The organism is Arthrobacter sp. BPSS-3, assembly GCF_044628475.1.
Taxonomy (GTDB): Bacteria; Actinomycetota; Actinomycetes; order Actinomycetales; family Micrococcaceae; genus Arthrobacter.
In genome coordinates this window covers 224,244-236,647 of record NZ_JBIMMV010000006.1, presented here as the reverse complement: position 1 = coordinate 236,647, position 12,404 = coordinate 224,244, and the positions used below count along the sequence as shown (strand labels likewise).

Genomic DNA, 12,404 nt, shown 5'->3' with positions numbered 1-12,404 from the left:
CCCGGCGGCGTGACGCCACCGGGGTTCGATTCTTAGTTAGGAAGCCAGGACCTCGTCGAGAACGCTTGCGGCCTTCTCTTCGTCGGTCTTCTCAGCCAGAGCCAGTTCTGAAATCAGAATCTGGCGGGCCTTGGCCAGCATGCGCTTCTCCCCTGCGGAGAGACCCCGGTCGTGGTCGCGGCGCCAGAGGTCGCGGACGACCTCGGCTACCTTGATCACATCACCGGAGGCAAGCTTTTCCAAGTTTGCCTTGTAACGACGCGACCAGTTGGTGGGCTCTTCAGTGAACTCGGCACGAAGCACGTCGAACACGTGCTCCAGGCCTTCCTTGCCCACTACGTCGCGGACCCCAACAAGGTCAACGTTTTCTGCTGGAACTTCAATGGTCAGATCACCCTGAGCCACCTTGAGCTTGAGATACATTTTCTCTTCGCCCTTGACAGTGCGCATCTTGATCTCTTCAATTTTTGCTGCACCGTGGTGAGGGTAAACTACTGTCTCGCCGACCTCAAAAACCATGTGGACATTCCCCTTTCCCGCAGACCAGTTTATCACGATTAAGGCATACGACTGGCATGGATCCGGCGGAGAAACCGCGAGATTCCGCGGAAAATGGGCCTAATCGGCGGCTCAAACCCCTTGACGGATGCGGATAATAGTGCATCACGCCGGCCGCGCCAAGGTGCTTCGGGAGGCCGCCAACGACGACGCCGGGGACGCCGGGGCCCGCTGCACGGCTCCCTTCATGGCGTCACCGGGGCGGCTTAGGAATCCTCGTTTGGGCCCTGTTGCCGATAGGCTATGGCTGAATACTGTTTCAAGACTCTCAAGGAGTGCGTGACGTGCGTTTCACTGCGATGACCCCGGGCCGGCGCGGCAAGCTGGCAATGGCAACGGCGGCACTTGGCATTGGCCTGCTGTCCGTCTCCGGCTGCGGCTACATCAACCCCCAGCAGACCTCCTTCCAGTACTCCGCCTCCGACGGAACCCGGACGGACCTCGGCCCGGTGCAGCTGCGCAACATGATGATCGTCTCCGATGGTGAGAACAAGCCCGGCCGCGTCCTCGGCGCCGTCTACAACACCTCGTCCAACGACGTCACGCTGACGATCAACGGTGCCAGCGGCTCGCAGACCCAGGTGCCGGTCAAGAAGAACTCCTACGTACTGCTCAACGACAGCACCGACTCGGCAACCCTGAGCACCACCGGCGGGAAGCCCGGTTCGCTGGTGGAGGTCACTCTCTCCGAGAGCGCCACCAACATGAAGGCAAAGTTCAACATGCCGGTACTGGACGGCACGATCGCGGATTACAAGAAGTACATCCCGACCCCGACCCCTACGGCCACCTCCTCGAGCTCGGCGTCCAGCTCGGCGTCGCCGTCGTCGTCGACCTCGGCACCGGCATCCGCGACGGCGACCCCGACGGCCAGCCGCTAACCGGCACCGGGCACCACAAACAAAGGAGCGGCACCCCTCGCGGGGTGCCGCTCCTTTGTTATGCCGCCCCGGTCTCTATCGGGCCGACTGCGCGCACTCGGTAGGTTTAGGGTTCGAACTTGTAGCCCAGGCCGCGGACGGTGATCAGGTGCCGCGGCGCAGAAGGGTCCGGCTCGATCTTGCTGCGCAGCCGCTTGACGTGCACGTCGAGGGTCTTGGTGTCGCCGACGTAGTCCGATCCCCAGACCCGGTCGATCAACTGCCCGCGGGTCAGGACGCGGCCGGAATTGCGCAGCAGCATCTCCAGAAGTTCGAACTCCTTCAGCGGCAGCGAGATCTGCTCGCCCTGGACGCTGACCACGTGCCGTTCGACGTCCATCCGGACCGGGCCCGCCTGGACGGTGCTGGAAACCAGTTCCTCCGGTTCGCCGTGCCGGCGCAGCACGGCCCGGACGCGGGCGACGAGCTCGCGGGAGGAATAGGGCTTGGTGACGTAGTCGTCGGCACCAAGTTCCAGGCCCACCACCTTGTCGATCTCGGCGTCCTTGGCGGTCAGCATGATGACCGGGACGGAGGAGCGCTGCCGCAGCTGCCGGCAGACCTCAGTGCCGGACTGCCCGGGCAGCTGCAGGTCCAGGAGGACCAGGTCTGCGCCGTTCCGGTCGAACTCGGTGATTGCATCGAGGCCGTTGTCCACGACCTCCACCTCGAATCCTTCCTTCCCCAGGAGGAAGGACAGCGGGTCGCTGAAGGACTCCTCGTCCTCGACAATAAGAATCCGGCTCAAGCGCTAGCTCCTTGTTCATGGACGCCGGCGGCGTCGCGTCGATCGGGTCGTTCGCTGTGGGGTGCCCGGCGCGGACCGCCGGCGGGGGCGTCCTGGCCTTCCATCTCCGGCAGCCGGAGGGTGAAGGTGGAACCCTGGCCCGGCTGGGACCAGAGCGTGACTTCGCCGCCGTGGTTGGCCATGACGTGCTTGACGATGCTCAGGCCCAGCCCGGTGCCGCCGGTGTGGCGGGAGCGCGCGGAGTCCACCCGGTAGAAGCGCTCGAACACGCGCTCTTGGTCCTCCGGGCTCAGGCCCTCGCCCTGGTCCGTCACGGAGACGGACACCAGGCCGTCGCGGGACCGGACGCCGACGCCGACGCGGGTGTTCTCCGGCGAGTAGCGGATGGCGTTGTCGATCAGGTTGCGGAGGGCCGTGACGAGGAGGTCCTGGTCGCCGTACACCATCGCATCTGTCCGACCACCGACCACGATGTCGATGTTCTTGCTCTCGGCCGGCAGCTGGGAGCGGTCCACGGCCTCGGCGACGACGGTGTTGATGTCCACCGGATGTGCGGCCTGGGCGACGTTGGCGCCCTGCAGGCGGGAGAGTTCGATGATGTCCTGCACCAGGGCGGCAAGACGGGTGGACTCCTTGTGCATCCGCTTGGCGAAGCGGCGGACCGCTTCCTCGTCATCCGGGGAAGCCTCCAGCGCCTCGGCCAGCAGCGAGATGGCCCCGACGGGGGTCTTCAGCTCGTGCGAGACGTTGGCGACGAAGTCGTTGCGGATCTCCTCGGTGCGGGTGATCTCGGTGCGGTCATCGGCCAGGAGCAGGATGTATTCCTCGCCGAGCATGGCCGCGCGGACCTGGACGATCAGGGTCCCCTGGCCGAGCGGGCCGCGGGGCAGTTCGAGCTGCTTCTCGAGGATCACGCCGTCGCGGCGGACCTTGGCGGTCAGCTCGAGCAGCTGCTGGTGGACCACGGTGTGGCCGCGGACCAAGCCATAGGCATAGGCGGCGGGACTGGCCCGGACGACGCCGTCGATCGCGTCCACCACCACGAACGCCCGGCCCAGGACGGCCAGGACCTCGGCGGCGCCCTCTGGCAGGGAGGGTTCGTCGGTTTCGACGTCGCTGATCCGGCGCTGCTGTTCGCTGAGGCGGAACGCGAGCACGCCGAAGACGCCGAGCGCCAGGCCGATGAGGCCGGCGATCACACCGATGAGCATTGGATCCACGGCTCCAGCTTATGCGGTGCGCGGGCGGCTCAATCGAAAACGTGTGCGGTTCCGGCGCTGGTTCAGCTAACGTTCATCTAGTGGGGCGCAACAGTTCACCGGCGAGTGGCAGGGTGGCAGGTTGAACGCCGCTACGGCGAAACCAGACGTTGCCGGCCCAGCGGCCGTCCGCGACGTCGATGAGGAAAGGACGCCCCGTGCGTAAGGTTTTTCAGGAAGAGCTCGCCCAGGTCGGTGAACAGCTCGTTGAGATTTCCAAGCTGGTCAGCGAGGCCTTCGAGAAGGCCACCACCGCTTTCGAGGGCGCCGACGTCGACCTCGCCGAGGATGTCATCGCCGCCGATGCCCGCATCGACTTCCTGCAGAACAGCCTCGACGAGCGCGCCATCGACATTCTGGCCCTCCAGGGCCCGGTGGCCAGCGACTTGCGCATGATCGTCGGCTCGCTGCGGATGAGCGCATCGCTGGAGCGCATGGGAGACCTGGCCCGGCACATCGCCCAGCTGGCCCGCCTCCGCTACCCGGCCAACGTCATCCCCGCACAGCTGCAGGACACGTTCCGGGAGTTCGCCAAGGCGGACCTCGAGATCGCGGAGAAGCTGACCATCCTGCTGGAGACCCGCGATCTTGAGGTGGCCCGGGACATCCTGAAGGCCAACACCACCGTCAACGACCTGCACCTGTCCGTGTTCAAGGCGATCGCCCGCAGCGACTGGGCCGAGTCCGCCGCCACCACCGTGGACGTGGCCCTGGCCAGCCGCTACTTCGAGCGCTTCGCCGACCACGGCGTGTCGGTGGCACAGAAGGTGACCTACCTGGTCACGGGTGCCTGGCACCCGAACAGCATCGAGCACAGCTAGTACCGGCAGTACCGCCAGTACCGCTGGAGAAACAAACGACGGCGGCCGGCCACCTTGGGGGTGGACGGCCGCCGTCGACGTTTCCGGGGAACTTCCGGGGCTACTTCTTGCCCTGGTTCGCCACGGCCTTGATGGACTCGGCCGCGGCCTCCGGGTCGAGGTAGGTTCCGCCCGGGTTCAGCGGCTTGAAGTCCTCGTCGAGGTCGTAGACCAGCGGGATGCCGGTGGGGATGTTCAGGCCGGCGATGTCCTCGTCGCTGATCCCGTCCAGGTGCTTGACCAGGGCGCGCAGGGAGTTGCCGTGGGCGGTGACCAGCACGGTCTTTCCGGCCTTCAGGTCTTCCTTGATGTCCGATTCCCAGTACGGCAGGAGGCGGACCAGGACGTCCTTGAGGCATTCGGTACGGGGCATCTCGTCGCCGAGGTCCTTGTAGCGCGGGTCTCCCACCTGGGAGAACTCGGAGTCATCGGCCAGGGGCGGCGGCGGGGTGTCGTAGGACCGGCGCCAGGTCATGAACTGTTCCTCGCCGTACTCGGCCAGGGTCTGGGCCTTGTCCTTGCCCTGCAGCGCACCGTAGTGGCGCTCGTTCAGGCGCCAGTCACGCTTGACGTCGATCCAGCCGCGGTCCGCCTTGTCGAGGGCCAGGTTGGCGGTGTTGATGGCCCGCTTCAGGCGCGAGGTGTAGAGGATGTCCGGAAGGACGTTGTTCTCCACGAGCAACTCGCCGCCGCGCACCGCCTCGGCACGTCCCTGGTCATTCAGGTCCACGTCCACCCAGCCGGTGAACAGATTCTTGGCGTTCCATTCGCTGTGCCCGTGGCGCAGCAGGATCAGCTTGTAAGTCATGGTTGTCATCCTAGCCGAGGCCCCGGCGGAGGCGCCGTCCGTTACACCGGGGGTTCCGCGCCCGGGCTACTGCGCCCGGCCTGCCCGCCGGAGGCTAGGGTTAAGCCGTGGTGCAGAAGGCGGAGCGGGTAGCGTCCCCCGGACCCCGGGGCGGAACACGCGCCGGGCGGCCGGTCGGCAACGTGACCCGCGGCACCACCAACCCGAACCGGATGCGCCGGGTGGACAGGTGGCTGGCCGGGCCGCAGGCGTGGCGGCTGCGCACCGCGGCCGACCCCCTGGTGGTGGACCTGGGCTACGGGGCCTCCCCCGCCACCGCCGTCGAACTTTTCCAGCGGCTCTCCGCCGTCCGCCCGGATGTCCGCCTGGTGGGCATCGAGATCGAACCGGAGCGGGTCCGCCAGGCGAAGGCGCTGGAACGGCCCGGTCTGAGCTTCCAACTGGGCGGCTTCGAGCTGCCGGTGCCCGGCCGGCCCGTGCTGGTGCGGGCCTTCAACGTGCTCCGCCAGTATGAGGAGGCCGACGTCCCGGCGATCTGGCGCTTGGTCCAAGACCGGCTGGCTCCCGGCGGACTCTTCGTCGACGGCACCTGCGACGAGATCGGGCGGAACGTCACCTGGGTGGCGCTCGACGCAAGGGGTCCGATCAGTCTGGGACTGTCCCTGCGCTTCGGCTCCGTGGAACTGCCCTCCGAGATTGCCGAACGTCTCCCGAAGGCCCTGATCCACCGCAACGTCCCCGGCGAGAAGGTGCACACCTTTCTGCAGGCGCTGGACAAGGCCTGGCTGGAGGCGGCACCGCTGGCTTCCTTCGGGCACCGACAGCGCTGGATGGCAGCGTGCCGCTCGCTGCGGGAGGCTGGCTGGCCCGTGCTGGACGGGCCGTCCCGCTGGCGGCTGGGGGAACTGTCCGTGGCATGGGCCGCAGTAGCCCCCGACGGATTACCGGCCGCGGAGGGCGGCCGCCGGGGTCACCAGGGGCCGTAAGGGCCCATGTTGCGGCTGCCGCCGCGGCCGGCGTCGCGGACGGCCGGACGGACGTCCGCGAGGTAAACGGAGGCCGCGGTGACGGCCGCGAGGCCGAACAGACCCAGCGGGCCAAAGAAGCCACCGCCGCCGCCCAGCAGGGACAGCAGGCCGATGGCCAGGGCGCCGCCGGTGAGGGCGAGCCAGAAGGTCTTGGTGCGCTTGGACATGGCCTCGAAGGCGTTGGGCTTGTGCCGCAGGCAGTCGAAGAAAGCCCACACCTCGAGCCCCAGGGCCACCAGGGCGAGGAGGAAGTAGATTCCCCTGTCGGCAAAGTCAATCAGCAAGCGTCCGTCCATGTCCCCAGCCTAACCGTCCAAAGTGGCGAGGGCCTGCTCCAAATCGGCCCACAGGTCCTCGACATTTTCGATCCCGACGCTGAGGCGCACCAGATTCTCCGGCACGCTGAGCGGCTCGGCCGTGTGCCGGCGCCGTCGTTCGATCAAGGATTCCACTCCGCCAAGGGAGGTGGCGGGCAACCAGAGCCGCAGGCCGGTGATCATCCGGTCCGCCGCGTCCGCGCCGCTCAGCCCGGCCGCCGGGGCCATTTCGATGCAGAGGATCGAGCCGAAGCCCGTCATCTGCTCCTTGGCCCGCTGGTGGCCGGGGTCCGTGGGAAGTCCCGGATACCGGATGCTGCCCACCCGGGGATGACGGGCCAGACGCTCCGCGAGGATGGCGGCGGATGCCTGCGACCGTTCGATCCGGAGCGCCAGGGTGCGCAGTCCGCGCAGCGCCAGCCAGGCCTCGAACGGCCCGGCGATCCCGCCGTGGATGGTGCGGTGGTGCAGCAGGCGGGCGTGCAACGCCTCATCCGAGGTCACCAGCGCGCCGAGGACGACGTCGGAATGCCCGGCGAGGTACTTGGTCACCGAGTGCAGCACGACGTCGGAGCCCAAGGACAGCGGCTGCTGCACCAGCGGGGTGGAGAAGGTGTTGTCCGTGATGACGATGGCCCCGGCGTCGTGGGCGGCGGCGGTGAGGGCGCGGATGTCCGCGACGCCGAGCATCGGATTGGTGGGGCTCTCCAGCCAGAGCACACTGGCCGGTTTGCCCTGCGCGGGCGCCAGCTGGGCCAGTACGGCGTCAGTGTCCGCGATGTCCACGGTCCGCAGTTCCAGCACCCCGGCCTCGGCCAGTTCGGTGGCCATCACCAAGGATCCGGCGTAGCTGTGCGAGGGCATCACCAGCACCCCCTGCGGCGGGACCAGGGAGAGCGCCGAGCTGACGGCCGCGAGCCCGGAGGCGTAGAGCAGCCCGGGCAGTGAGGCTCCCTCCAGCTGCGCCAGGGCCTCCTCGAACGGGTCCCAGGTGGGGTTGGAGTACCGGCCGTAGCCGCGGTCGCCGGGGCCCAGCGGCCCGGTGCCGAAGTAGGTGGAGGACAGCACCAGCGGCGGGTTGACCGGGGCGTCGCGTTCGCGCGGCGGACGGCCCGCCGCGACCACGACGGTTTCGGCGGACAGCGCGGCGGCCTGATCTTCGGAGAGACTCATGCTGACAGGGTACGTGGGGCGGCGCGGGACCCGCAGGGCGTTACGGCGCACCAGCAGAGTGTCCGTGGTTGTCGGTACGCTAGAGCAGTGACTTCCCAGACTCCCGGCCCTGCCCGCGGGCCGTTCCCCGGCCTGTTGATCGCCTTCGAAGGCGGCGACGGCGCCGGCAAGTCCACGCAGGCGGCCGCGCTGGCCGCGGCGCTGGAGTCACGCGGCCTCACCGTCCTCCGCACCCGGGAGCCCGGGGGCACCCCGATCGGCGAGAAGCTGCGCTCCCTTGTGCTTGACCACGGTCACGGCGAGATCGACGGCCGGACCGAGGCGCTGATTTTCGCCGCCTCCCGCGCCGCCCACGCCGAGCAGGTCCTGCGGCCGGCCCTGGAACGCGGCGACGTGGTCCTAACCGACCGTTACATCGACTCCTCCGTCGCCTACCAGGGCGCCGGCCGGCACCTGGGCACGGACCGGGTGCGCGAGATCAACGAGTGGGCCACCGCCGGGCTCTGGCCGGACCTGACCGTCCTGCTCGACGTCGACCCCGCGGACGGGCGCCGCCGCCGCACCGCCGGGGATGCAGCCGAGGACCGGCTCGAATCAGAGGCGGACGACTTCCACGCCCGGATCCGCGGCGCCTTCCGCGAGCTCGCGGCGGCGCGCCCGGGCCAGTACCTGGTCCTGGACGCGCACCTGCCGGTCGAGGAGCTGTCGGCGAAAATCCTGGGCCGGGTGGACGCGCTGCTGTCGCTCCGGCAAGGCAGCTCGGCATGAGTGTCTGGGACGACCTGCAGGGCCAGCCCGCCGTCGTCGACCAGCTCCGGCAGGCCGCGGAGGGCGAGGGCCTGACCCACGCCTGGCTCTTCACGGGGCCGCCGGGATCCGGCCGCTCCAACGCCGCCAAGGCCTTCGCCGCGGCCCTGAACTGCGACCAGGACGACATTACCCGCCGCGGCTGCGGGCAGTGCCACGCCTGCCAGACCATCGTCGGCGAGACGCACTCGGACGTGACGTTCGTGCGCACCGAGAAGGTCACTATCACCATCGACGAGGCCCGCGAGCTGGTGTCCACCGCCGGGAACCGGCCGTCCTCGGCGCGGTGGCGGATCATCGTGGTGGAAGACGCGGACCGGATGGCGGAGCGGACCACCAACGTGCTGCTCAAGGCCATCGAGGAACCCACCCCGCGGACCATCTGGATGCTCTGCGCCCCCTCCCCCGCGGACGTGCTGGTGACCATCCGGTCCCGCTGCCGCCCCGTGGCCCTGCGGCTGCCGCCCGCGGCCGACGTCGCCGCCCTCCTGGTCAGCCGGGACGGGATCGCACCCGACGTCGCCGAGCGCGCCGCCCGCGCCGCGCAGAGCCACGTCGGGATCGCCCGCCGGCTGGCCCGGGACCCGGACGCCCGGCAGCGCCGGCTGGACACGGTCCGGTTCCCGCTGCACCTGCGCGGGGTCACCGCCGCCGTCATGATGGCGGACAAGCTGGTGAAGATCGCCACGGAGGAGGCCACCAGCTCCAACGAGGAGCGCGACGCTGCCGAGAAGGCCGCGCTGCTGGCCACCCTGGGCGCCCCCGAGAGCGGCCCGCTGCCGCCGGCGATGCGCGGCCAGGTCAAACAGCTGGAGGATGACCAGAAGCGGCGGGCCAAGCGCTCCATCACGGACTCGCTGGACCGCACCCTGACGGACCTCCTGTCCTTCTACCGCGACGTGCTGATCATCCAGATGGGCAACGCCGTGGACCTGGTCAACCTCGAACTCCGCGACGAACTCCAGGAGTTCGCCGGCCGCTCCACCCCGGAGGTGACGCTGGGGCGGATGGATGCCATCAACACCGCCCGGCAACGGATCACCACCTCCAATGTCGCTCCCCTGCTGGCGGTCGAGTCCATGGCCGCCAGCCTCATCTGACCCCCAGCTTCTGTCCCGCTCTTTTACGTTGTCTGTCCCGAGGAGAACCGCATGACGTCAGCACCATCCCGGCCCGCCGGCAGCCGACCCCCGTGGTCCGGCCTGCGCTCGGCCGGCGCCCTGGCACTGGGCCTGGTGCTGGCCCTGGTGCTCTCGTCCTGCACGCTGTTCGGGTCGGGCAACAACCAGTCCTCGGCCGCCCCCGCGTCCGCGGATCCGTCCATCGCGGCCGCGGCTCCGGCGGAACTGCGCAGCTTCTACACCCAACAGCTGACCTGGTCCCGGTGCGAGGGTGACTTCCAGTGCGCCAAGGTCAAGGTCCCGGTGGACTACAGCAAGCCCGACGGCGGCAGCATCGAGCTCGCCATCCTGAAACTGGCGGCCAAGGGCGGCACCAAGAAGGGCAGCCTCCTGGTCAACCCGGGCGGCCCCGGCGGGTCCGGCGTCGACTTCGTGCGGGATGCCGGCGCCACGAACATCTCCGATAAGGTCAGGGCGAACTACGACGTCGTCGGCTTCGACCCGCGGGGGGTCAAGCGTTCCGCACCCGTCACCTGCCTCACCGACCAGGAGCGGGACGCCAGCCGGGCAAAGGTCTACAAGCTGGACACAGACGCCGGCCTGGCCGACGCCCTCGCGGACAACAAGGCGATCGCCGCCAAGTGCGCGGAGAAGACCGGTCCGGTGCTGGGCCACGTGGACACCGTCAGCGCCGCCAAGGACATGGACGTGCTGCGCGGGGTGCTCAACGACGCGAAGCTGAACTACCTGGGCTACTCCTACGGCACGTTCCTGGGCTCCACCTACGCCTCCCTGTTCCCGGACAACGTGGGCCACATGGTCCTGGACGGGGCGCTCGATCCGTCGCTGAACTACGAGGAGCTGACCGCCGGCCAGGCGAAGGCGTTCGAGAAGGCGATCCGCGCGTACGTCACGCACTGCCTGCAGAACAGCGGCTGCCCCTTCAGCGGCAGCGCCGACGACGCCATCCGGGAGATTCAGGACATCATCGCGTCCGTGGAAGCAAGCCCGAAGACCGCCAAGGACGGCCGGGTGGTCAACGCCTCGATGTTCGTCAGCGGCTTCATCCTGCCGTTCTACAACGACGACAACTGGCCCCTGCTCACCCAGGCACTGGACAGCGCCAAGAAGGGCGATGTCTCCCCCATGCTGCGGCTCTCCGACTTCGGCGCGGACCGGGAACCGAACGGGACCTACTCGGCGAACTCCACCTTTGCCTTCACTGCCGTCAACTGCCTGGACTACCCGATGGACGCGGATACCGCCGAGATGCGGGCCGAGGACCAGCGCCTCCGCCAGCTCTCCCCCACCTTGGGCTACTACTTCGCCTACGGCGCCACCAGCTGCAAGGACTGGCCGTACAAGAGCCAGCGCACCCCCGCGCCGGTGCAGTACAAGGGCTCCACGGACATCGTGGTCATCGGCACCACCGGGGACCCTGCGACGCCGGTGGAGTGGGCCGGTTCGCTGCGGAAGCAGCTGGGAAAGGCCTCGCTGCTGACCTGGAAGGGTGAGGGCCACACCGCCTACGGCCGGTCCAATAGCTGCATCGGCAACGCCGTGGACGGGTACCTCGTGGACGGCAAAACCCCGGCGGACAACACCGTCTGCTAGGGCCGTTCCGGGGCCGTGTCCGCGCCCGTTCCGGTCATTTTGACCCGGGCGCGGACCCTCCATTACAGTTGACTCTTGCATGATCCGCCCGGTCCGCCGGAGGCTCACGCGGTGCTTCCTTAGCTCAGTCGGTAGAGCGTTTCACTCGTAATGAAAAGGTCATCAGTTCGATTCTGATAGGAAGCTCGAAAAGAACCCCGCGCATTCCGAGGAATGCGCGGGGTTTTGTATTTTAATCCGGGTTCCGCGGAGGCCGTCCCGTTGTCCTTAGACGCAGTTCGGCTGGAACGCCGGGTCGGCCGGCTGTCCCGCAGGACGTCCCAGCGCGTTGGAGACCAACCGCTGGACGACGGGGTCATTGGGGGTTTGATCGTGCTCGATCGGGTCTGCCGGGCACTTGTCCTGGATGGTGATGTTGGTGACCTTCTCCGCAGGACCTGCCAGGAACTGGCTCTGGTAGGGCGTGACGACCTCGTCGTGGGTCGTGGAGATCACCGTGTACGCCGGACCGGGGAGGGTGTCACCGAGTGAATTCAGCTTGGTGAGGAACGCCGAACCCGCCTGCTGATCCGAGCAGGCCTGGCAGTTGGATCCGCCGGCCGTCGTCGCCGAGGGCAGGCCGCCCGGAGTGGGGGTGATCAAACCCTGCGTTCCGTGATTGGACGGTGCGATGCCCACGAGGGCGTTGACCTTCTTGGCGCCGTCGAGGAAGCCCATGTAGTAGCGTGGCATCATGCCGCCCTGGCTATGTCCCACGAGGTCAACTTTCTCCGCTCCGGTGGAGGCGAGCACGGCGTCCACAAATGGCGCGAGTTGGGCGGCGGAGTCGGCAATGGGGCCCGTCGCATCGACGCCGTTCGTGGAACCGTAGTTGAGGGAGTACACGCAGTACCCTTCACTCTTGAGCGCTGGTGCCATGCTGGCCCAGTTTTTCGCCATGCTCTCGAAGGTTCCCGGGACGAGAATCACCGGAAAGGGGTGCTCCGCGGTTGGCTTGCAGGACCAGTCGTTGGCGCCCGGCGGGGATACCTCGACGGTGTCCGCGTGTGCCGCGGGTGACGCGATGAGCGATGCGCAGAGGAGCGCCGCCGCGCCCAGCGCCCCCGGGATGGCTTTGGCTCGTTTCGAACCGGAGTGGTTTGTGCCGTCAGACATGTTGTCCTCTTCCGCTGGCCCTCATCCGCGAGGGCT

General features: G+C 68.3%; 13 protein-coding genes and 1 tRNA gene. 7 read left to right on the top strand and 7 right to left on the bottom strand.

Features of this window, described 5'->3' with window-relative positions:
• Positions 1-36 precede the first annotated feature (36 nt).
• Positions 37-519, bottom strand: coding sequence for a CarD family transcriptional regulator (locus ACFVY3_RS11610; RefSeq protein ID WP_026266570.1), 483 nt, complete (start codon positions 517-519; stop codon positions 37-39).
• A gap of 338 nt (positions 520-857) precedes the next feature.
• On the opposite strand from ACFVY3_RS11610, the gene ACFVY3_RS11605 reads away from it, so the two are divergent.
• The gene (locus ACFVY3_RS11605; protein ID WP_400159835.1) at positions 858-1,439 is read left to right on the top strand and encodes a hypothetical protein; all 582 of its coding nucleotides are present in this window, start codon (positions 858-860) and stop codon (positions 1,437-1,439) included.
• A gap of 106 nt (positions 1,440-1,545) precedes the next feature.
• On the opposite strand, the gene ACFVY3_RS11600 is transcribed toward ACFVY3_RS11605, so the two are convergent.
• Positions 1,546-2,226 (bottom strand): response regulator, encoded by a 681-nt coding sequence (locus ACFVY3_RS11600; RefSeq protein ID WP_400159814.1) that lies wholly within the window; start codon positions 2,224-2,226, stop codon positions 1,546-1,548.
• The gene (locus tag ACFVY3_RS11595; protein ID WP_400159834.1) at positions 2,223-3,437 is read right to left on the bottom strand and encodes a sensor histidine kinase; all 1,215 of its coding nucleotides are present in this window, start codon (positions 3,435-3,437) and stop codon (positions 2,223-2,225) included. The genes ACFVY3_RS11600 and ACFVY3_RS11595 overlap by 4 nt, the downstream gene beginning before the upstream one ends.
• 206 nt (positions 3,438-3,643) lie before the next feature.
• On the opposite strand from ACFVY3_RS11595, the gene phoU reads away from it, so the two are divergent.
• On the top strand, positions 3,644-4,306 hold the full coding sequence (gene phoU / locus ACFVY3_RS11590) for a phosphate signaling complex protein PhoU (RefSeq protein ID WP_364136642.1): 663 nt from the start codon (positions 3,644-3,646) through the stop codon (positions 4,304-4,306).
• A gap of 100 nt (positions 4,307-4,406) precedes the next feature.
• Here the strand turns inward: phoU and ACFVY3_RS11585 are convergent, their stop codons facing one another.
• Positions 4,407-5,153, bottom strand: coding sequence for a phosphoglyceromutase (locus ACFVY3_RS11585; RefSeq protein WP_364136640.1), 747 nt, complete (start codon positions 5,151-5,153; stop codon positions 4,407-4,409).
• A gap of 107 nt (positions 5,154-5,260) precedes the next feature.
• Between ACFVY3_RS11585 and ACFVY3_RS11580 the strand changes: the two genes are divergently transcribed.
• Positions 5,261-6,139 carry a class I SAM-dependent methyltransferase gene (locus ACFVY3_RS11580; protein ID WP_400159813.1) on the top strand — a complete coding sequence of 293 codons (879 nt, stop codon included), beginning with the start codon at positions 5,261-5,263 and terminating at the stop codon, positions 6,137-6,139.
• Here ACFVY3_RS11580 and ACFVY3_RS11575 read toward each other — a convergent pair.
• Complete coding sequence (locus tag ACFVY3_RS11575; RefSeq protein ID WP_290256501.1) at positions 6,124-6,477, bottom strand: DUF2516 family protein; 354 nt, start codon at positions 6,475-6,477, stop codon at positions 6,124-6,126. The genes ACFVY3_RS11580 and ACFVY3_RS11575 overlap by 16 nt on opposite strands.
• A gap of 9 nt (positions 6,478-6,486) precedes the next feature.
• Positions 6,487-7,671 carry a trans-sulfuration enzyme family protein gene (locus tag ACFVY3_RS11570; protein WP_400159812.1) on the bottom strand — a complete coding sequence of 395 codons (1,185 nt, stop codon included), beginning with the start codon at positions 7,669-7,671 and terminating at the stop codon, positions 6,487-6,489.
• An 87-nt stretch (positions 7,672-7,758) separates the two neighbouring features.
• Between ACFVY3_RS11570 and tmk the strand changes: the two genes are divergently transcribed.
• From tmk to ACFVY3_RS11550, 4 genes are all read left to right on the top strand, one after another.
• Positions 7,759-8,439 carry a dTMP kinase gene (tmk, locus tag ACFVY3_RS11565; protein ID WP_400159811.1) on the top strand — a complete coding sequence of 227 codons (681 nt, stop codon included), beginning with the start codon at positions 7,759-7,761 and terminating at the stop codon, positions 8,437-8,439.
• On the top strand, positions 8,436-9,578 hold the full coding sequence (locus ACFVY3_RS11560; RefSeq protein WP_400159810.1) for a DNA polymerase III subunit delta': 1,143 nt from the start codon (positions 8,436-8,438) through the stop codon (positions 9,576-9,578). The genes tmk and ACFVY3_RS11560 overlap by 4 nt, the downstream gene beginning before the upstream one ends.
• A 51-nt stretch (positions 9,579-9,629) precedes the next feature.
• Complete coding sequence (locus ACFVY3_RS11555; RefSeq protein ID WP_400159809.1) at positions 9,630-11,213, top strand: alpha/beta hydrolase; 1,584 nt, start codon at positions 9,630-9,632, stop codon at positions 11,211-11,213.
• Between the two features lie 113 nt (positions 11,214-11,326).
• Positions 11,327-11,399, top strand: a tRNA-Thr gene (locus ACFVY3_RS11550).
• Between the two features lie 81 nt (positions 11,400-11,480).
• Here ACFVY3_RS11550 and ACFVY3_RS11545 read toward each other — a convergent pair.
• On the bottom strand, positions 11,481-12,368 hold the full coding sequence (locus ACFVY3_RS11545; RefSeq protein WP_400159808.1) for an esterase/lipase family protein: 888 nt from the start codon (positions 12,366-12,368) through the stop codon (positions 11,481-11,483).
• Positions 12,369-12,404: the final 36 nt, after the last annotated feature.